Here is an 18,711-nt window from a genome sequence, read left to right as displayed (position 1 = left end):
GAGGAGGAATCACATGATACAGCTGACGAAACGGAACGGGTCAGATACGTTCTACAAAACCATTTATACTGAAGGACTCGTGATCGTCCAGCATCAAGGAATCGTTGGAGCATGGGTAAAAGAAGAAGATGTGAAAGAGATACGCGTCTCTCGCTTCAAACGCTTAGGTAGACAGATTCTGCAGCTGGTCGAGGATTTAGAACGTCAAGGATATCGAGAGTTACAGGAAATTGATTATACAGAACTGGTCGTCCAGTTTCGATATGACACTGGTCAGGAAGAAGAAGCGCTGGAACGACGTCATATGATGGAAGAGATGATTGATGAAGGTCTGCTTCACACGGGAAACGGATCCTGCGAAGGGGGAGAGATCGGTAGCGGTACGACGAACATCTATTACCATGTCGTCGATGTTGAGGCAGCAGTCGCGTTGATCTTTGAGGGGATGAAAGAACATGATGTCCATGGCATCCCGAAAATTGCGGTCCAATCAGAAGATAGTTATACCGTCTTGTATCCTCCGGGTGCAACTTTCGAGCTGATGGAAGATAGCGTTCCAAATGAATAGTTGGAGTTGGATTCCGATGACGGGTGCAGAAGATGAACAGGTATGGAACGTCATTTGTCGTCAGTTTCACTTTTCGCCAAGCACGACCGAATTTCCGTCCTTTCAAGTGCCGCATCCATTCGTGACGTATTCGACCCGTGATGTGAAGTGGAAAGAAATCGAAACGGTGCTGTCACATATTCCGATTACGTTGACAGATGAAGGCGAGCGTATCATGGCGCTCGACTGGAATCATCAAGGCTACTGGGTCGACCCAAGACTGCCGTTTGATCGGGATGAAGAGGGCGACTGGATCATCCCGGCATTACCGGACGGAGATTATAATTTTTTCATCGCCCGAGATTTTCAATGGGGCTACCTTGGTCATCCATGGGAACAGAGCGTGACACTGTTTGGTGAGAATTTGATGACAGCGTTTGAGGAAAGTGGAGTATTTCCAAATGTAATTCGACGAGGGGAGCGACAAATGATCTTTCAACCAAACGAATCAGTTAGTGTTTACCGGCAACTGTTACCTCGTGATGACTGGAAAGAGCTTGTCCGTATTCAGCTGAATCAATACAGTTATCCGTTTGAGATCAAACTGCTAGAACGTCCCCGGAACAAAAAACAGCAGCAGGATTATGAGGAGTGGGGAATCGTATCCCATTTCATCACGACGGAATCCATACAACTGGAACGGTTTTTAGAAGGCTTGACGATTCCCCCAATGGACATGCTCTCTGAAGAATCCGATACGGTATTAAGAATTCGCAAACAAGATCAGGACATCGTCCTGGTTTCGAATCAAGAGGTGACCATGCAAGGAGTCATTTATGAGAAATTAAAGGATTCGGGAACGGAGTACGAAAACTTTTTTGATGCTGTCTTACCAAATGCGACGTTCCCGGTTGAGGTCGTCTTTTGCGGCCGTGGCGTTTTAAATGATGAGGACTCGATCCATGCGATGACATTAACCGATACGAATTGGCAAGGCGTCTTCGAAGATCGTTTGTTGCATTTGCTGAACCGAAAAGAAATCACTTCTGGATTCCTGCCAACGAATTACTCAAAGCCCTCTCGACGAACGCTCGAGAACTTCATGACAGAGTTCATGTTGTGCATGCCGTATAACTTTATTGTGACACGCGATGCAAATGGACGGTTTGGTATGCTCGATCATTTCTGTACCAATGGACAGATTGCGCACTTTGGAAATATAGAGAATGAAGAGGCAAATCCAGGTCGACACAGATAAAAAAGAAGAAGGAGGAAAAAAAGATGAGCTTAGCTTCGTATATTTGTATGGATAGGCAGATACCTGATAAGTATCTAGATTTGGATGACGAAGATGAAACACTTCCATTTTATATAGGGCGGTGTTTTGCAGATGAGAATTGTCTCTACCATGTTAAAACTTCACAGTTTCATAAATGGTATGTATATGAGATTTCAAGTCACTGGGGCATCGAAATCGTAGAACCTTTCGATTCCGTTGTTTCAGTGAAGTCAAAAGAAAAATTGCAGTATTTGTTTACACTCATGAACGAGTTCTTAGACGAGGGGGAATCCTTTGAACTATATACATGTTGGCTTGGAGAAGAGTCCTATCCTAAAGAAAAAAGTATGACGCTCTCTTTAGAACTTGAACAGTTGGAGGATATTGAGATTCCTGAAAGAACTCATATCTTAATCACAAAAACTCGTGGGAACTAAAACTGTTAATTAACAGAGATGATGATTCAAGTGATTCGCTTTCCCCTACAGACGATGTTTGTGATGGGATGGATTGTCTCATCGCAGCTATCTCTTAAACGAAATAGATAGGTCTCACTGTCAAACATAAGTGAAGTTTATAGAGGTAGTTCATCATCGCTTAGCAGGCAATCCAGCGAAAGTGAGAGAAGCAACATGCACATCTATATCGAAGAAAAACCGGATCACGCGAAAATAATCAAAGAGTACCATGTAGTGATGAAAGGACAAGAACGACTGAAAACCATTTTTTTAGTCGAGTATTATAGCGAGGACTCGAATGAAAATGAAATCATCTCAGATGAGAAAGTTTTAACGCAATTATTCACGCGTTTGAATCGTTTTCCCGTCTATCTATCCTTTGGGTTGTATGAACTGACTGATTCAGAAATAGAAGATGTGATATCTACGGTTAAGCAAAGAAAGTTACCTTATACGCAGACTTCGATTAATAAACGTGAGACTTATATGATCATTGAAGTAAATCAACCAGAAGACTTGCTTCAAGTGCTAGAGAAGTCACTTTCATTGGCTAGTTACAATGGCTACTATTTGATTTCTTTGACGAATCTATTGAAATTTGAAACGCGGAGTACAAGACGGTGGTTCGTCAAAAAAGAAAGACTCGTACCAGTGGTCGATATGACGGAACCGACGACGTTTTTGAAAATCGGATTTGATTTCGAGAATGTCCTGATCTTCTCAAACGAAGCATGTTTCGATGCATTAGAAAAGATAGAAGCATTCTTTCCTGAAGATGAAATCGAACAGTAGGCAGATGGATTGATTGAGAAAGAGGAGGAAAAATCATACTGAATGTCTATTTTGAGAAACATATGGATCACGCAAAAGTCATCAAAGACAGATACTTGTACATCGATCAACCAGAGCGTATCGACTTCATCTATTCGATGGACGGTACTCCAGATGACGAAAAAAGTAGCTATCAAATTGCTTCAAATCGAGTCTTGAAGCAATTTTTGATGCGGCTGAATCGCTTTCCAATCTTTATTACGTTCGGTGAAGTTTTTACGGAGGATGAGGTCGAACCGTTTTTTCATGAGAACAATTTATCGTATACAAAGTTTCGACCAAACAAGCGCCTTTATTATAGCGTTCAAGTGAATCATGCTAGAGAGTTTGAGCTTTTGCTAGATGAGACCTATTGGTATGCGGCTCAAAACGATTTTTACTTCCTATCTTTTACGAATCTCCTGACGTTTGAGCTGAGAATGGTCAAAGGATGGTTTTTCAAAAAAGAACGTATCGTTCCTGTCATTCATACGACGGAAGAGATGTCCTTCATCACGATTGAAGGTGATTTCATGGGCTATTATCTGTTCTCGAACGAAGCGTGTTTTGATACCGAGGACAAGGTGAAATCAGTGTTTCCTGACGATGGTACCATTGAATTCTATGACTGAGAAAGTAGTAGCTATATTCATAACTGAACCACGATCTATAGGGGATTTTCGTTTAATGAATGTAGAACAAACAGGATACGTGGAGGGAGGACTTATGCTATATATCTATCTCGAGGAGCATAACGATCATAAAAAAGTGATCAAGGAACGCTATTTAGACATCGATGAACCAGAACACATCAAATCAATCTACTCGATGGGGTGTATCCCGAACGATGAGAAAAGAGACTACCAAGCTGATTCGAACGATGTATTAAAGCATTTTTTGATACGTCTGAATCGATTCCCAATCTTCGTGACGTTTGGTGGTGGGTTTACAGATGAGGATATAGAGTTGTTTTTTCAGCGGGAAAAATTGTCTTACACGAAGTCTTCACCGGATAAGCGCAGACCTTATTACAGTGTTCAAGTGAACGATGCCAGCGAACTGGAACTTCTGTTGGACGAGACGTACTGGTATGCTGCTGCAAACGATTTTTACTTCCTCTCGTTTACGAATCGCCTGACGTTTGAGTCTAGAATGGTCAAACGGTGGTTTTTAAAAAAAGAAATGATTGTTCCTGTTGTTAATACAACGGATGAGATGTCATTTATCAGGATCGAGCATGATTTTATGGGTTATTATCTGTTTTCGAATGAAGCCTGTTTTGATACAGAGGACAAGGTGAAAGCGTTATTACCTGAAGGTGACGGCATCGACTACTATGAGTAAGAGAAATCAAAATCTGCAAATCTTAAAGAAAGGGGAGGCAAAAATATGTTTGGTATTAGTACGAGCTTAAAAGAAGTTCCAGAAGAAGAAAAAGATATTCTCCGTTACCCGATTCGTGTCCACATTTTTTTGATTCAAGACTTCTCCAGCGTTTCTGATCGTTGTGATTTGCTGATTCATCTTGATTCCTATGCGGATCGATTGTTTTTAGCAAGAGAAGTGAACGAGTTGATTGGAATTTGTGAACTACTCATTCAACGGTATTGTACGCCGAAGGAAGCATGGTTAGTGAATCAGACACATTATTATCCAAACGAACCTTGGATGATCCATCAATCAAATAAGTTAATAATGGAACTACATCAATTTTTAGAATTGCTTAAGCGAATGTGTATCGCGTCTGTATACGAGAACACGTTGATTTGTTTTTGGGGTGACTGATTCACTAAAATGTAATCTATAAATTAATTGCTTAAAATCAGTCTCAGGATAATCCTAGGAAGAAAATCAGTCGATCTTGATAAACAGCCTGTATACACATACTTTTTAATTTTTGCAAAAAATAATGCAAATCTTGAATGAGAGGGTCTGCTGACTTCAACCTCCATGGTTCATGAGGGAAACAATGTCGATGAGAAAGAACCTCACAAATACCAAGGAGTTCAAGGACTTCAGTTGGCTTGAATAATTTATCTTCGTATTCATCCAGTTGGATGAGTAAAGCACAGCGGTGTTTAATGACCTCAGCATCCCGATATAAAAAAATCTGTAGGTGATCAGGATAAATTAACGTCTCCTCTTGATCTGAAATATCGATTAAATCGTTTCTAATCAAAAACATCTGCAAATCCTCCTTCGTATTTTAGTTATATGTAGGTTTCAATAGTAAATAACGAGGTGGTGCCCCAAATGATTGTTCTGCCTCGAAGTAAGCCAGTTCACCAGGGATGCAGGAAATGATGGAGGAAAAGCCAAATCCGACGGCATGTTCAAGTGCTTCTTTCAAAGATAATTCTTTTCCATTAATCCATTCATTCTCTGACAAACAGTAACAGGTATCTGGTGCACCATGTTGTTTTAATAAGTCATAAATATCTTCATGCCACGAATTGGGTGGGGGGATTTCAATCAAGTAGTCATTTTTGAGCATATTTTTATACAAGTGGTCCAGTCGATAAAGAGCTTGATCTCGTTTTTTAGGGGAAAACAGTTCATGGAGTACACGTTCTTGCACCCGTTTGACGAAGAATGATTTAACGATAATCGTTTCCTGTTCTTTATTCATGTGATGATTTCCTTTCTATTCAAACACTTCAGCATGAAGATTCATTAAAAGTTCAAATACTTTGTGAGTATCATAGTAATCTCGTATGAGAAGGAGACGAAAATTTGAATTACATATCAGCAGGATATTTTCTTGTTATGCCAACACCCCGTAAAGATTATATGGATGAAAAGGTTGTTCCCGAAACCGTGCTATCAGTGAGTGATTGTCTCTGTAATCAATATCCTAATACCAGTATCTTATGGGGGAATTCTGAAGTGAATAGAGAACGCTAAATGGATCAACTTGGTCTTTCGCTTAACAACTTTCAGTTATTCGAACATTGGATAGAAGAACATAGGAATACTGGTGATGTTTTGTTCCCTCAAGTCTTTTCTGATTTACATACTGCGGAAGAATTTTTAAAGCGTTTTTTGATTCATCTACCTGATATACGCATCATCAGCATCGGATTACCTGAACAGTATATAGTAGATTTTCTTAAAGATGTAGAATTATTCAGCAGTAAAAATCCTGAACCATATGGAGTGGAAAAAATGTTGTCACAGCACCACCCACCTGGGATAGAGGGAGCAAAAAAAGTAGGATACGAAGTTTTGGGATTTGACTCTGGCTCGTTTCATTCCTATTTATGTAATGGATTAGAGCGTGATTTGCATCAGCATTTTAATTTTTCACTAAATCGTTATGGGTTGATTGATTCGATAGAAGAAGCTGATCGTTATTCAGATTATTGTAATGCATTGGGTGAGGACACAGAATCCGTACTATGGTCTCCGTGAGCTATTTTTGAATACAAGAAAAGAAGAGCAAATAAGAATCAACGATCAATACAACTGAGGTGACATATGAATAAATCAGTATTAATAAGATCTTTCATCGCAGCATTTGTGATTAACATAGGCTTGTGGATCGTCATAAGATTTTCAATCGATGAGTTAGTTTCGGATAAACGTATTTTATCTGCTTTTTTTATGGTTACCATTTGGTTAATATTTATCTTGCCGATCAAGAGACTGGATGTTTATAAGAATCAATCAATACCCTATTGGACGTTTAACCTAACTATGACGCTTGGGATGATTTTAATCACCATTGCTTGCTTTTCTGTACTTATAGTCGTATTTCCGTAAAAATATTTAAATTCGAAAATCTATTATTCGACATGGATGAATTAGTAGACTTCAATTGTAAGCCTTTCGTATAAGAGGTTTTAAAACTTCATAATTAATTGTTGCGATCAAGAGAAGTACGGTCAATCTATTAAAACTCACGATAATCAAACGAAGCCTACATCCAATCAGCGATGTCGGCTTTTTCTGTATGTGGTATTTCTAAACATCTTGTCGATATCCGACTAGGAAAATCACGTTCCTCGATTACTATCTCTAAACATTTAATTTGGGATTTTTTTCATGAATGAAACTTAATAAAGGAAAATATCGTATTTATTAGTTATAATATCTTTGTCAAAATAAACTTGCTATCTAATGAAAATGAATACATATCTTGGAGGGATCGTTCGTGATCTTACCATTCATCGGTCTTGTTGCCGGACTCTTTTTGCTGATGTTAGGAACGTACTTCATCCGATGTAAGTACGCAAACAAAACGCCGCTATCCGGACATGGAGACGGGGTCGATCATGTCGATTCGTTTGTGCTCAGTCTCCTCTTATCAATTGGTGTCATCCTCTTTAGTTCATTATCCATCAGACAATACGGTTTTTTCTGCTTAGCAGGAGGAGTGCTTTTACTGTATGGTGTCAATGCAGTTTGGTAAGGAAAAGAGAAGAAACAGGAGGCTGGAATCATTCATCAGATACGGCTGAACGTCTGAAGCCGATCAATGGTATTAATTCATATAGAGCAGAATAAAGGGAGCTACCAGCATGATTCAATTGTTAAAACAAATCGACGATGAAGTCTATCATGTCGTCTATCACCAAGAAGGACGCACGTTATTCGTCAGGGAAGGTGTTGCCCGGAAAGAACCGGCCCTGAATAGTGAGGACATGATTGAAATTAACGAGGAGACGGCGACTGTTCGAATTCCTTTTAAAAATACATTTGCCGCCTATCGTCAGAAAAAAGAATGGATGCGTCAAAAGATGGAGGAGGGGTACTTGAAAGCACCTTTTTCTCAATCTGAGGCGATGAACTACCGCGCAGATCGGCGCAACATCAAATTACGTCTCCTGAGTGCTCTCTTGCTCATGCTGTGCGGATTATCGACATTGACCGGTCTGTTACCGATCCTGGGATATATTCCGCTTGTGTTCTTATCTTTCTTTTATCCGATCTATATTGAAGGGAAAACAGCCCGTGCCCGTTTTTATCGTTGGTCGGGAGGCGTATTCTTTTTTGTATTGGCCGGTTCATCAAAAGATTATTTAGAACCATTTAATCTTTCTGCCAACGGAACCGTCTGCCTTATCGCAGGATTCATCCTCTTGCTGTACACGACTCAACAATTAAAGGAACTTACGACGAAGGAGATCACACCGCATGAAGGATAAACAAGAATCACTGATTCAATTAAAACGAGAGATCAGTCAAACCGTCGATTACTGGGTCTGTTACCGGGTGGGGCGGACGCTTTATCAGGTCTCCGTCCAAGAGCAGGCCAATGGTCAAACGAACGAAGGGGAGGTCACGACAGAGCGGTTCCCGTTCTATTTTGGCATGAAACAGCGGATGCGTCAGTTGGCCGAAGAAAAAGAAGCACTCGGCTTTCGACCGCTGACAGAGGCAGAACAGGCAGCGCACGTCATTGATGAACCGGAAGAACCACCTCTTGATCCTGGCTTTTTTGAGCCGGCCATTCGTTTGGCGTGGCTGCTCCTTGGACTCGGGATTCTCTTGTTCGTCCTTCCTTACGAGAGGCTTAATAATTTTGCATTCGGTTTAGGACTTTACGTCTGGTATGAGACATTTGGTCAGGTTGGTCTGCCGAAATTTTTCCGGTGGTATTTTCACGGAATGTTTGGTGCATTGATGGTATTGCAAGTCTTGTCCGCTTTTGGACTGGAGCGGGAAGTACAGCCATACTACGCCAGTTTATCTGTTTTGTCCGCGGTCATGTTGGTGTTACTTGTCGTGCAGTACCATTTGAAAGAAACGGATCAAATCGGACAAGATAAACGTGTCAGTAGACGCAAAATTACAGAGTATCCGGATTTCGATGAGTGAAACTTAACATCCTGTTTGCGTAACTTTAGGAAGAAAGAATAAGGTGTTCAACATCAATCGATACACCTTACAAGTCATTCAACGACAAGAGATACCGATGATTACAGACTACTGGGTCCAAAACTTTACAGGTCGAATTGCGAATCATCCGAAGTTCAAGCGGACGATTACCAGCCTTGCGGTTTCAAACAATTGAAATCATAAAGTGAAGCGTCATGCGTCATGTACGCTATTTTCGATGTATCTAATATACGATAAAAAGTTTTTAATGATGAAACGCTTTTTGACGCGACTTGCAAAAAAAAGAAGGTAACGATGTAAGTCGTCTCCTTCTTTTTCTATACATTAATTTAAATTGTCAAACGTCAGTCAATAGTTTAAATATCAACTCCGACTAATTTAAGAATCGCAATGATTACGATGATAGATAACGCGAATGAACCGGCATAAGCCAATTGCTTTTTCATTGGTTATGTCCCTCCCACTATGTTTCGACATTAAAGTTGCTTGGAGCAAGTATGTACTCAAGCGCTTCTTGTTCATACTGTTATCTTAACATGAGTGATTTTAATTGTAAATAATATCCATACGAGAAAATTCTCGTTGAAAGGGGAGTGTAATATGCCTAAAAAATCCATTCAAGATTATGCTTTTTTCGGAAATATCAAAAAGATGAAGACATGTATCGCGCGCGGAGATGATTTGAATGCGCTCGATGAAGAAGGATCTGCCGCACTGCACTGGGCAATCGAGGAAGGGTACGACGAAATCGTCACGCTGTTGCTTAATAATGGAGCGGATATCAACCAACGCGATAAGGATGGTCTGACACCGTTGCATCTCGCCTTGTATGAAAAGCAGGGTGAAATCGCAATCCAACTGATTGACCGCGGTGCTGCCCTTGATTTTGACGGGTACGGCTTTACGGCACTGCATTTTATCGCTGCCCGTTCCGGGAATAAACGGGTTCTCCGGCGATTACTCGAAGACCGGACACGTGTGGATTGGCAGACAGATAGTGGAGAAGGGCATACACCGCTGCATTATGCAGCTCAAGAAGGAAAAATAAAGAAAATTCGTATGCTGGCGGAAGCGGGAGCCGATGTCAACCGGATGGAAAGGAACGGCTTCGCACCGCTCCATCTGGCTGTCGGGGAAGGACATGTCAAAGCGATACAGGCATTACTGGCAGCAGGAGCTGACATTGAAATCGAAAATCCGTTAAATGAGAACAATACCCCTTTGATGCTGGCGAGTCAGTACGGTTTAACCGAAATCACCAAATTATTGTTGGAACACGGTGCCAATCGACAGCATCCAGACGCGGAAGGAAGAACGGCACTCGACTTTGCCGTCAAACACCGTTATCCGGAAATCGTAGCTTTATTACAAACTTAAGCAGGAGGAAATCGATGTGAAGAAATGGATTGGGGTCTTGATTATCGTCCAGACGGTTTTGTTTAGTATGCTGATCATCCAGCTCAATAAAATGACGGAGACGATTGCGGCTGTGGGATCTATGATCGTCACGAAAGATGGGGATATTGCCTGGGGAGGGGCTTACCGACAACAGATTATATCCTGTTCGGAATTTTGATTATTTTAGGAATCTATCTCGTCATTCCGGCAGACAAAATAAAGTGGTAATCCATATGAATTCTGTTCAACAACAGCATCCGGACATGATAAACTGAAGGTATGGAATATATTTACTTATTTCCTTGGAATAGAAACTAACTGGAACACAACCCACATAAAAAAGGACGTGACAGGATGAAAAAAGTAACGGTTCGTAAAGCGGTGGCAAGTACGCTTGTAACGGCTCTTGTATTGACGGGTGTCGGAGTAAACAGTGGTGTAGCGGACGCTTCGACCAAGACGACTCAAGTCGCCAAGAAAAAATTCGACTACAAAAAGTATCGCGCCAAACAAACGAAAGTCGTAGCATCGTACGGCAGCACACTCTTCCATATGGGGAATCTGGGTGGAATCAAAGTACCGGACTACATCACGGATTCTGTGTACCGCGCTAAAGTGGAAGCGTATAACAAAAAATCAAAACAGTATATGACGGACCGTAAGAAGGCACGAAAAGAAGCGGAAGCCTTGAAAAAGCTGATTAAAGAAGTGAACACGCAGAAGGAAAAAAAGGTTGCGGATAAGCAGATTGCAGCGTTGAAAAAAGAAACCATTCGTTTGACGAAGGCGGAAAAGGTGTTGACCAAAGAAGGACAGGCTCTCTATAAAGTGATTGTTGAATACGAAAATAAGCAAATTAAGTTATTTGAAAGCCAATATGGATCGATTACAAAAGACTTAACGGTTCTCGACTATAAGGACTACGCCAATCGTTTGAAAGCTTACCTGGATGCCAATAACTTCAGTACAGACGAGAAAATCGAAATCATGGATCAAGCATATGATCGGCTTCTGTATGCTCGTGAAGACGCATCGGAAGTCGTCGGAGACAAACGCGGTGCAATCAGACTGCTCGTTTACGCCGGGAAATTTGAAGAAGCGAATCAACTGTTTGTGAATACAAAAGAAACGATCTTGGTCGAAGAAAACGCGAAATTAGATGCGTTATACACAAAAATCATTGGAGTCTACATGACGAAAAAGTAACAACAAAATTGGTTTACGAATAACAGCATCCTTTTCGGATGCTGTTATTGTTTTACTTTAAGCTCTATTTTGCTGGGGCGGAGAAGAGAAGGATTTAAAGATTACGTTAGAGATAAAACGTTTGAACATTGATAAGCTCGAAGTTCCCGGGAAAATAGATGTCTTGATTAAAAAATGAAGCAAGGAGTGTACGCGGAATGAAAAAACGGTTTACCGTGAAGTCCAAACAACATCTGAGCGGAGGAATCATTAAAATCATTGTCGATACAGAGACCGGTGTGAATTATATAATGACAAGCGGTCTTGGTCTCAGTGGGATGACGCCCTTATTAGACAAAGAAGGAAATGTAGTCGTTGATAAAAGTTAAATCAATAAACGTATTTTGATACGTCTTTTAAAACGTTTATCTATACGTTTTTTAAAACATATGATACGATGGATATAGTTATTAAAGCAAACAAATTGTTTACTATATCATATTTAAAACTATCCACGTGCTTTTCACTCATCCATCTCAACGTTTCAATGGCATGGTGCCTATCTATGAAAACTGAGATTACTGTAACGAGGTGAAGAGCAGAGTGGGATTGAGGAGGAGTTTTATATGATTTCGAAATCAAAAGAACGGTCGGTTGTGACGCTTACTGCGGATCAAATTATCTCAACGACTGCTGTCTCACGTTCTTTCAAACAAACAAGAGAAAAAGCACAAGAGGTGCCACTCTTCGTCACTAATGCGCAAGGAGAAATTGATACGGTCGTTGTAGGTTTTCATCAATTCGAAGAAATGAGCGAGATGATTATCAAACAAGCAGCTTTAATTGAAGAATTTGAGCTTCTTTCTCGTCTACGAGATGCGGAAAATTCGCCGGAAACATTCATTGATGCTGACGACGTATTTGCTTCTCTGAGCATTGACTAAAAATCAATGTTGAAAGTGTGGAATGCTTGTGTATAAAGTTAATTTTCACCCTAAAGCTGTTAAAGAACTTAAAAAACTTGATCGACAAATCATTCGAATTATTCAGCGGGATGTACAGGAAAAATTAGCAGTTGATCCAAAAAATCATGGTGAACCGCTACGTGCTCCATTAACTGGTTGTTATAAGCTAAAGTACAAATCATTGAATCTTCGGCTCGTTTACACGATTCGTGACGAGCAATTAACGATTATAAAAATATCGGATAATCAGGAAATTCAGCAAGAGATTGAAGGGATTGTTAGTATTTTAGCAATTGGTGAGCGTACGAGAGAACGCGTGTATAAAGATGCGTTAAATCGAAAAGAAAAGTAAGTACAATTTGTGATAATTAAAGAAGACGATTCCTGTATTGAACGAGGAATCGTCTTTTTGTATGTCGTTAAAATCGATTAGTTTTGATTTCTATTTCGTAAGAACAAGTTCCTTAAAGAGTACTTCTCCTTCTTAATAATGCAATCGATTGCATACCGATTCTTTTATCACCTCGTCTTAAATGAATCGGATTTCTTACAAAAAACTAGTTTTTATTTCACCGGATTTATGTAAAAATAGAACACAACAAACTGAGAGAATTTTTAGAAAAATGAACGAGTAAACTATCTGTCTTTTGGATAGGAGAGAGAATCGTTGTTTTTCAAATTCTAAATAACTTATTCGTTTTGAACCTGGAGGGGAACGTATGAAAGTGTTGAAGATGTGGAACCAAATCAGTTTAGTGAAACAAATTGCAGTCGGTTTGATTATTGGTATTATTTTAGCTGTATCGATTCCTGAAGCTGCCCAGTCCATCACCATCTTTGGAACACTGTTTGTTTCCGCGCTGAAAGCCGTTGCGCCGGTTTTAGTCTTTTTCCTGGTCATGGCAGCAATCGTCCAGCATAAAAAAGGACAACAGACGAACATGAAGTCGATTGTCTTCCTGTATCTCCTCGGAACGTTTTTAGCGGGAGCCGTTGCTGTCGTCTTCAGTTTCCTGTTCCCTGTCAACATCGCGCTGACGGAGAGCACGGAGAAATTAGCTGCGCCTGGTAATGCAGTTGAAGTCATCCGGACACTCGTCCTGAATATGGTGGACAATCCGGTCAATGCGTTAGTCCAAGGTAATTACATCGGGATTTTAACGTGGGCCATCGTATTGGGCTTAGCACTGAAAAATGCATCGGACACAACAAAAACGTTCATTTCTAATTTCTCGGATGCGATTGCGAAGATGGTCGGGTGGATCATTAAACTCGCACCGCTTGGTATCATGGGGATTGTCATTGAGTCGATTACGAAAAATGGTCTTGGATCCCTTCTCAACTATGGTCAACTGCTTGTCCTGTTGATCGGGACGATGCTGTTTGTTGCACTTGTCGTCAATCCACTGATTGTCTTCATCAACGTTCGTCAAAATCCGTATCCGCTCGTCTTCAGATGTATCCGCGAGAGCGGGATCACGGCCTTCTTCACACGGAGTTCGGCTGCGAATATTCCCGTTAACATGGAACTGTGTAAAAAACTTGGTCTTGATAAAGAGACGTATGCGATTTCGATTCCGCTTGGTGCGACCGTCAACATGGCGGGAGCTGCCGTAACGATTTCGGTTTTAACACTTGCCGCGGTCAACACCCTTAACATCCCGGTCGATCTTCCGACAGCCATCATCTTGAGCGTGTTAGCTGCTGTCTGTGCCTGCGGGGCTTCCGGTGTCGCGGGTGGATCACTCCTGTTGATTCCGCTTGCCTGCAGCCTGTTCGGCATTCCGAATGAGATTGCGATGCAGGTCATCGCTGTCGGATTCATCATCAGTGTCTTGCAGGATTCGTTTGAAACAGGACTCAACTCTTCAACGGATGTGTTGTTTACAGCGACAGCCGAATTCAAAAAGCGGTTAAAAGACGGCGAACAACTGTCAATCAATCGGCCGATTATGGCGGAAGAACCAACTGAACGAGTCGTCAACAGCTGATTCGTGTTGATGAAATCAAAAAAAGGTGAAAGGCATCCAGGCTGACGGATGGGCTTTCACCTTTTTTCGTGGTAAGAGAACAAAAAACCAGGAGAGAATCCGTGATTCCCTCCTGGTCTGCGGTTAACCGAAGTTACTTTTGTGCTTTTGTCTTTTTAAAGCTGTAAATGACACTGATCAGGATGACGAGGACGATCGTTCCGAGCGACATCCAGATTGGCATTTTGTAGACATCACTGAGAATCATCTTCGCTCCGATGAAGACGAGCATGAAGCTGAGACCGTGTTTCAGGTAGTAGAAGCGGTCAATCAGGTTCGCAAGGACGAAGTAGAGACTGCGCAGTCCGAGAATCGCCATGATGTTTGCGTAGAAGATGATGAACGGATCACGCGAGTAGGCGAAGCTTGCTGCGACCGAGTCGACGGCGAAGACGATATCCGAGACTTCGATGAAGATCAACGCGATTAACAGCGGTGTGAAGAACAATTTACCGTTAATCCGCTGCGTAAACTTACCGGACGAGATGTCCTGCGTGATCGGCAAGCGTTTCTCGAGCCAACGGATCGTTTTATTTTCTTCAAGCGACGTTTCCTGACCGATGTTCTTAAACATCATGTAACCCGTGTAGACGAGGAATGCACCGAAGATGTAGTACACCCATGCGAAGTTCTCAAGAAGCGATACTCCGGCGACGATGAAGATGACGCGGAAGAGAATGGCACCGAGAATTCCCCAGAACAAGACTTTGTGCTGGTACTTCAACGGAATCGCGAAGTACGCAAAGACGAGTGAGAAGACGAAGACGTTATCAATCGCGAGTGCCTTCTCGATGAAATAAACGCTCGTGTATTCAATAGCAGCGTCACTACCTTGTGCGTAGAACAACCAACCGCCAAAGGCGACGGCGAGTCCGATCCAGACGAACGTCCACGTCCAGGCTTCGCGGAGCGAGACCTCATGGGCTTTCCTGTGAAACACGCCAAGGTCCAGTGCGAGCATGATGAAGACGATGGCTAAAAATACAATCAATAGTGTCAACAGCGCTTCCTCCTTTGAAGTGATGTGCTTTTCATATTTTGATTATAAGTTCATAAGAACTCAAAGTAAAGAGATAAGTGTGCTGCTTTTTTATTTGGATGTGCGATCGATCGATTTGTGGATTCGAAAGAAGTGGCGGGGCTAAGGCAAGCGGGTGCACAAAAATGCCCTGTCTTCTACCGGAAAAAGTTTCCGTAAAAAGACAGGGCAATCCGTTAGAGGGCTGAAGGGAGATCAGTTCAATTCACCGGCATGTTTTCGAGAAGGTACTCGGAAAATGTTTTGATCTTTCGATGGCTCCTAGTTAATCAGACGTCATATTACAGACGTTCCAGACGACGGGAAACAGCAGTCAGGATGACGGCGAGGATGACCATGATTCCGCCGACCCACGGTGTGTGGACAAGGCCAATCGTGTCGGCGACGAGTCCGCCGATCGTTGCCCCGAGGGCGATCCCAATATTGAAGGCGGAAATGTTCAACGCGGAAGCGACATCAACGGCTGCCGGGACATATTTTTCCGCCAGTTGGACGATATAGAGCTGAAGCCCCGGGACATTCATGAAGGCGAGTAAGCCCATCAGGATGATGCCGATGATACCGGCGACTTTAAATGGAATCATGAACGACAGGGCAATCATGACGATAGCATGCAGAATGAACATATAGAATAACGCTTTGATTGGATTACCGTTGGCGAGTTTTCCGCCGACTGCGTTACCGATGGCGACAGCAATTCCGTAGACGAGCAGGATGATACTGATCAGGCTCGGGCTGATTTTCGTGACGTCCTGCATGATCGGTGTCAGGTAGGTGAAGGCGACGAACGTTCCGCCGTAACCGAGCGCTGTAATCAGGAATCCGAGAATCAAGCGTCCATTCGTCAACAGTTTAAACATGTCGGAAAATTTCGCCGGTGGAGATTGTTTTAAGTCTTTTGGAATCAGGAAGAAACTGGCGATGATCGAGACAAGACCAAGTGCCGCGACGGCGAAGAATGTCGCGCGCCAGCCGAATGCTTGACCGATGAATGTGCCGAGCGGAACTCCGGTCACGGTTGCAACCGTCAGTCCGGTAAACATCAAAGCGATGGCACTGGCTTTTTTATCGGCCGGTACGAGCTGGACGGCAATCGTTGCGCCGATCGAGAAGAAGACGCCGTGCGAGAACGCCGTGATGAAGCGGGCGACGATCAACAGTTCAAAACTCGGAGCGACGGCAGAGACGAGATTACCGGCGATAAAGACGACCATCAACGACATGAGAAGCGTTTTCCGGTTCATCCGGTTCGTCAGAGCGGTTAAGATCGGCGCACCGACGGCGACGCCGATCGCATATCCGGAAATAATCAGTCCGGCCAGAGTGATACCGATATTTAAATCACCGGCAATCGCTGCGAGCAAGCCGACGGGGACAAATTCGGTTGTTCCGATTCCAAAGGCGCTGATGGCAAGTGCGAGCAGGGCAAGGCGGCCGTTTTGCGGGACCTGTTCCTGTTCGGCACGCGGGTTTAATTGATTCATGATGATTCCTCCTGAATTAGTGAAATAGATAATAGTAGACAACGCAACGGCTGCTCTGAACGACCGGGCCCGGATCGTTTGGATGAAGGGAGAACGCTTCTGCGTGATCCCATCATAGAGCGGCGTTGCTTTTCATGGAAGTACGCACTTTCAAGTACCATAGGCACTAAAAAGTACCTTACCCTCCAAGATCGAAGTAACAGACGAAGGTGGCTTGTACTTTCTATTGACAGTTGTTATCATAAACCCATCAAATCTACCTGAGAAGTACGCACTTTCAAGTGCGATAGGCACTAAAAAGTACCTGTCCCCGTACTTCGGGAAACGAAAGGAAGAATCAGCATGGCCTATAACATTCCGGTCGAAGCAACCCTGCAAGTCATCGGAGGCAAATGGAAAGTTGTCATCATGTGTCACCTCATCAAAGGCGAACGCCGGACGAGCGAATTGAAAAAGCTGATGCCGAACATCACACAGAAAATGTTGACGCAGCAACTGCGGGAACTCGAACAGGACGGTGTCATCATCCGGACGGTCTACGAACAGGTGCCGCCGAAAGTCATCTATTCGTTATCCGACTACGGTTGGTCATTGCGCCCAATCTTAGACGCCATGTGTGCCTGGGGCGAAGGGCATATCGATCTGACGGGCGAGGAAGTCGTGTCTTCTTAAATCGTAACAATCGAATAGCACAGCAAAACGACCGCCTGTCATCAGGACGGTCGTTTTTTCAGGTTTCCATTATTTAACGAAGGAAGCGGCTTCGCGGAGGAAGAAGTGTTTGATGGCATCGTAAACAGTCTGCTGTTCTTCGGTCAGGCCACGGCTTAAGCGTGACAGATAGATTTTTGAGACAATCGTCAGGTTAGCCTTGGAGACGTACGGAAGCTGCAGTTCACGGCAGACGGAGACGGGAACGAAACTGAAATACCGTTGCTGACGCAGGGCGACTTGCAGGGAAACGTCATCAATGTAACGAATCGAATCCGCGTATAAACTGAATTCAGTCATCTTTAATTTGATGAAACTGTTGTAATCCTTATTGTGTGACGGGAACAGGAACGATTTTGCCGTCTCGTTGTCATAAAGCACACGCATTACTTCCTGCTCCGTATAATGATCGGGGTAAGTCAAAACAATCTCTTCTTCGATGACCGGTTCACTCGTGACTTCGGGATGTTTGATTTCCATAAAGCTGATCGAGAAATGGATTTCATCGGTCAAAAGTTGCGACAGGATTTCACGGTTCGACAAAATCTCTGTATTGAACAGCGTCGCTGACGGGTTAACCAAAAATTCCGCCAGCAGAATTTGAATAAAGCGACCGTGTGAACTGGCGAGGCTGATCGTCACGTCCTGTTCCGAATGCGACAGCCGTTCTTTGACGAGTTCGAGTTCATTTTCGATTTTTTCGACGGACTGCAACAGGATCCGTCCCTGATTCGTCAAGGTGATCGTCCGACCGTTCCGGTTAAATAATTCGGTATCCAATTCCCGTTCGAGTTTTTTGATCGTCATGCTGAGTGCCGGCTGACTGATGAACAGACGTTTCGCGGCATGAGTAAAATTCAGTTCTTCTGCGACGGTTCTGAAATAATGTAAATGAAGCAATTCCACCTCTCACACCTCCTATAAGTAATCGTTTATAGTAGTATACATCATTATATATTTTTGT

The 18,711-nt window shown here is 42.8% G+C and carries 25 protein-coding genes; 20 read left to right on the top strand and 5 right to left on the bottom strand.

What is annotated here, in order from left to right; all coding sequences use genetic code 11:
• The first annotated feature begins 13 nt into the window (after positions 1-13).
• The 7 genes from KNP93_RS10025 (at position 14) to KNP93_RS09995 (ending at position 4,879) form a co-directional block, all read left to right on the top strand.
• Positions 14-568: a hypothetical protein gene (locus KNP93_RS10025; protein ID WP_214855072.1), complete on the top strand. Its 555-nt coding sequence runs from the start codon at positions 14-16 to the stop codon at positions 566-568.
• Positions 561-1,805 (top strand): DUF2716 domain-containing protein, encoded by a 1,245-nt coding sequence (locus KNP93_RS10020; protein ID WP_214855070.1) that lies wholly within the window; start codon positions 561-563, stop codon positions 1,803-1,805. The genes KNP93_RS10025 and KNP93_RS10020 overlap by 8 nt, the downstream gene beginning before the upstream one ends.
• A gap of 23 nt (positions 1,806-1,828) precedes the next feature.
• Positions 1,829-2,263 (top strand): hypothetical protein, encoded by a 435-nt coding sequence (locus tag KNP93_RS10015; RefSeq protein ID WP_131972881.1) that lies wholly within the window; start codon positions 1,829-1,831, stop codon positions 2,261-2,263.
• A 195-nt stretch (positions 2,264-2,458) separates the two neighbouring features.
• A complete protein-coding gene (locus KNP93_RS10010; RefSeq protein WP_214855068.1) occupies positions 2,459-3,076 on the top strand; it encodes a hypothetical protein in 618 nt (205 codons plus the stop codon).
• Between the two features lie 62 nt (positions 3,077-3,138).
• Entirely contained in the window at positions 3,139-3,726 is a 588-nt protein-coding gene (locus tag KNP93_RS10005) for a hypothetical protein (RefSeq protein ID WP_131972879.1), read from the top strand.
• A 94-nt stretch (positions 3,727-3,820) separates the two neighbouring features.
• On the top strand, positions 3,821-4,438 hold the full coding sequence (locus tag KNP93_RS10000) for a hypothetical protein (RefSeq protein WP_214855065.1): 618 nt from the start codon (positions 3,821-3,823) through the stop codon (positions 4,436-4,438).
• Positions 4,439-4,483: 45 nt separating this feature from the next.
• Positions 4,484-4,879 (top strand): hypothetical protein, encoded by a 396-nt coding sequence (locus KNP93_RS09995; protein ID WP_131972877.1) that lies wholly within the window; start codon positions 4,484-4,486, stop codon positions 4,877-4,879.
• A 43-nt stretch (positions 4,880-4,922) separates the two neighbouring features.
• Here the strand turns inward: KNP93_RS09995 and KNP93_RS09990 are convergent, their stop codons facing one another.
• Entirely contained in the window at positions 4,923-5,279 is a 357-nt protein-coding gene (locus KNP93_RS09990; RefSeq protein WP_131972876.1) for a hypothetical protein, read from the bottom strand.
• A 21-nt stretch (positions 5,280-5,300) separates the two neighbouring features.
• Positions 5,301-5,723: a hypothetical protein gene (locus KNP93_RS09985; RefSeq protein ID WP_188004205.1), complete on the bottom strand. Its 423-nt coding sequence runs from the start codon at positions 5,721-5,723 to the stop codon at positions 5,301-5,303.
• A 275-nt stretch (positions 5,724-5,998) separates the two neighbouring features.
• Between KNP93_RS09985 and KNP93_RS09980 the strand changes: the two genes are divergently transcribed.
• The 12 genes from KNP93_RS09980 (at position 5,999) to sstT (ending at position 14,474) form a co-directional block, all read left to right on the top strand.
• The gene (locus tag KNP93_RS09980; RefSeq protein ID WP_251138753.1) at positions 5,999-6,505 is read left to right on the top strand and encodes a hypothetical protein; all 507 of its coding nucleotides are present in this window, start codon (positions 5,999-6,001) and stop codon (positions 6,503-6,505) included.
• 742 nt (positions 6,506-7,247) lie between these two features.
• Positions 7,248-7,505 carry a hypothetical protein gene (locus KNP93_RS09975; RefSeq protein ID WP_214855062.1) on the top strand — a complete coding sequence of 86 codons (258 nt, stop codon included), beginning with the start codon at positions 7,248-7,250 and terminating at the stop codon, positions 7,503-7,505.
• Between the two features lie 109 nt (positions 7,506-7,614).
• Positions 7,615-8,241, top strand: a complete 627-nt coding sequence (locus KNP93_RS09970) for a hypothetical protein (protein WP_214855060.1) — start codon at positions 7,615-7,617, stop codon at positions 8,239-8,241.
• On the top strand, positions 8,231-8,914 hold the full coding sequence (locus KNP93_RS09965; protein WP_214855058.1) for a hypothetical protein: 684 nt from the start codon (positions 8,231-8,233) through the stop codon (positions 8,912-8,914). Before KNP93_RS09970 ends, KNP93_RS09965 begins: the two co-directional genes overlap by 11 nt.
• 43 nt (positions 8,915-8,957) lie before the next feature.
• Positions 8,958-9,110, top strand: coding sequence for a hypothetical protein (locus KNP93_RS09960; protein WP_214855056.1), 153 nt, complete (start codon positions 8,958-8,960; stop codon positions 9,108-9,110).
• 425 nt (positions 9,111-9,535) lie between these two features.
• On the top strand, positions 9,536-10,312 hold the full coding sequence (locus tag KNP93_RS09955) for an ankyrin repeat domain-containing protein (protein WP_214855054.1): 777 nt from the start codon (positions 9,536-9,538) through the stop codon (positions 10,310-10,312).
• A 16-nt stretch (positions 10,313-10,328) separates the two neighbouring features.
• Positions 10,329-10,511, top strand: coding sequence for a hypothetical protein (locus KNP93_RS09950; protein ID WP_251138752.1), 183 nt, complete (start codon positions 10,329-10,331; stop codon positions 10,509-10,511).
• Positions 10,512-10,687: 176 nt separating this feature from the next.
• Positions 10,688-11,539, top strand: a complete 852-nt coding sequence (locus KNP93_RS09945; RefSeq protein ID WP_214855052.1) for a hypothetical protein — start codon at positions 10,688-10,690, stop codon at positions 11,537-11,539.
• A 197-nt stretch (positions 11,540-11,736) separates the two neighbouring features.
• Entirely contained in the window at positions 11,737-11,907 is a 171-nt protein-coding gene (locus tag KNP93_RS09940) for a DUF6440 family protein (RefSeq protein ID WP_214848620.1), read from the top strand.
• A gap of 237 nt (positions 11,908-12,144) precedes the next feature.
• The gene (locus KNP93_RS09935; protein ID WP_131504002.1) at positions 12,145-12,462 is read left to right on the top strand and encodes a hypothetical protein; all 318 of its coding nucleotides are present in this window, start codon (positions 12,145-12,147) and stop codon (positions 12,460-12,462) included.
• 28 nt (positions 12,463-12,490) lie between these two features.
• Positions 12,491-12,835, top strand: coding sequence for a type II toxin-antitoxin system RelE family toxin (locus KNP93_RS09930; protein WP_214855050.1), 345 nt, complete (start codon positions 12,491-12,493; stop codon positions 12,833-12,835).
• 367 nt (positions 12,836-13,202) lie between these two features.
• Positions 13,203-14,474 carry a serine/threonine transporter SstT gene (gene sstT, locus KNP93_RS09925; protein WP_214855049.1) on the top strand — a complete coding sequence of 424 codons (1,272 nt, stop codon included), beginning with the start codon at positions 13,203-13,205 and terminating at the stop codon, positions 14,472-14,474.
• A gap of 133 nt (positions 14,475-14,607) precedes the next feature.
• Here sstT and KNP93_RS09920 read toward each other — a convergent pair whose 3' ends face one another.
• Together KNP93_RS09920 and KNP93_RS09915 are read right to left on the bottom strand one after the other, a co-directional pair.
• The gene (locus KNP93_RS09920) at positions 14,608-15,513 is read right to left on the bottom strand and encodes a TerC family protein (protein WP_131504005.1); all 906 of its coding nucleotides are present in this window, start codon (positions 15,511-15,513) and stop codon (positions 14,608-14,610) included.
• 320 nt (positions 15,514-15,833) lie between these two features.
• A complete protein-coding gene (locus KNP93_RS09915; RefSeq protein WP_214855046.1) occupies positions 15,834-17,036 on the bottom strand; it encodes an MFS transporter in 1,203 nt (400 codons plus the stop codon).
• Positions 17,037-17,378: 342 nt separating this feature from the next.
• On the opposite strand from KNP93_RS09915, the gene KNP93_RS09910 reads away from it, so the two are divergent.
• Positions 17,379-17,708: a winged helix-turn-helix transcriptional regulator gene (locus tag KNP93_RS09910; protein WP_012370213.1), complete on the top strand. Its 330-nt coding sequence runs from the start codon at positions 17,379-17,381 to the stop codon at positions 17,706-17,708.
• Between the two features lie 69 nt (positions 17,709-17,777).
• Here the strand turns inward: KNP93_RS09910 and KNP93_RS09905 are convergent, their stop codons facing one another.
• A complete protein-coding gene (locus KNP93_RS09905; protein ID WP_214855043.1) occupies positions 17,778-18,653 on the bottom strand; it encodes a LysR family transcriptional regulator in 876 nt (291 codons plus the stop codon).
• Between the last annotated feature and the right edge of the window lie 58 nt (positions 18,654-18,711).

The organism is Exiguobacterium sp. s166 (genome assembly GCF_018618855.1).
GTDB lineage: Bacteria > Bacillota > Bacilli > Exiguobacteriales > Exiguobacteriaceae > Exiguobacterium_A.
The sequence above is the reverse complement of the archived record's forward strand: the minus strand, read 5'-3'. Positions and strand labels throughout refer to the sequence as shown.

Coding starts and splice junctions, on each gene's coding strand:
- KNP93_RS10025 (WP_214855072.1), top strand. CDS start 14: ATGATACAGCTGACGAAACGGAACGGGTCAGATACGTTCTACAAAACC.
- KNP93_RS10020 (WP_214855070.1), top strand. CDS start 561: ATGAATAGTTGGAGTTGGATTCCGATGACGGGTGCAGAAGATGAACAG.
- KNP93_RS10015 (WP_131972881.1), top strand. CDS start 1,829: ATGAGCTTAGCTTCGTATATTTGTATGGATAGGCAGATACCTGATAAG.
- KNP93_RS10010 (WP_214855068.1), top strand. CDS start 2,459: ATGCACATCTATATCGAAGAAAAACCGGATCACGCGAAAATAATCAAA.
- KNP93_RS10005 (WP_131972879.1), top strand. CDS start 3,139: ATGGATCACGCAAAAGTCATCAAAGACAGATACTTGTACATCGATCAA.
- KNP93_RS10000 (WP_214855065.1), top strand. CDS start 3,821: ATGCTATATATCTATCTCGAGGAGCATAACGATCATAAAAAAGTGATC.
- KNP93_RS09995 (WP_131972877.1), top strand. CDS start 4,484: ATGTTTGGTATTAGTACGAGCTTAAAAGAAGTTCCAGAAGAAGAAAAA.
- KNP93_RS09990 (WP_131972876.1), bottom strand. CDS start 5,279: ATGTTTTTGATTAGAAACGATTTAATCGATATTTCAGATCAAGAGGAG.
- KNP93_RS09985 (WP_188004205.1), bottom strand. CDS start 5,723: ATGAATAAAGAACAGGAAACGATTATCGTTAAATCATTCTTCGTCAAA.
- KNP93_RS09980 (WP_251138753.1), top strand. CDS start 5,999: ATGGATCAACTTGGTCTTTCGCTTAACAACTTTCAGTTATTCGAACAT.
- KNP93_RS09970 (WP_214855060.1), top strand. CDS start 7,615: ATGATTCAATTGTTAAAACAAATCGACGATGAAGTCTATCATGTCGTC.
- KNP93_RS09965 (WP_214855058.1), top strand. CDS start 8,231: ATGAAGGATAAACAAGAATCACTGATTCAATTAAAACGAGAGATCAGT.
- KNP93_RS09955 (WP_214855054.1), top strand. CDS start 9,536: ATGCCTAAAAAATCCATTCAAGATTATGCTTTTTTCGGAAATATCAAA.
- KNP93_RS09945 (WP_214855052.1), top strand. CDS start 10,688: ATGAAAAAAGTAACGGTTCGTAAAGCGGTGGCAAGTACGCTTGTAACG.
- KNP93_RS09940 (WP_214848620.1), top strand. CDS start 11,737: ATGAAAAAACGGTTTACCGTGAAGTCCAAACAACATCTGAGCGGAGGA.
- KNP93_RS09935 (WP_131504002.1), top strand. CDS start 12,145: ATGATTTCGAAATCAAAAGAACGGTCGGTTGTGACGCTTACTGCGGAT.
- sstT (WP_214855049.1), top strand. CDS start 13,203: ATGAAAGTGTTGAAGATGTGGAACCAAATCAGTTTAGTGAAACAAATT.
- KNP93_RS09915 (WP_214855046.1), bottom strand. CDS start 17,036: ATGAATCAATTAAACCCGCGTGCCGAACAGGAACAGGTCCCGCAAAAC.
- KNP93_RS09910 (WP_012370213.1), top strand. CDS start 17,379: ATGGCCTATAACATTCCGGTCGAAGCAACCCTGCAAGTCATCGGAGGC.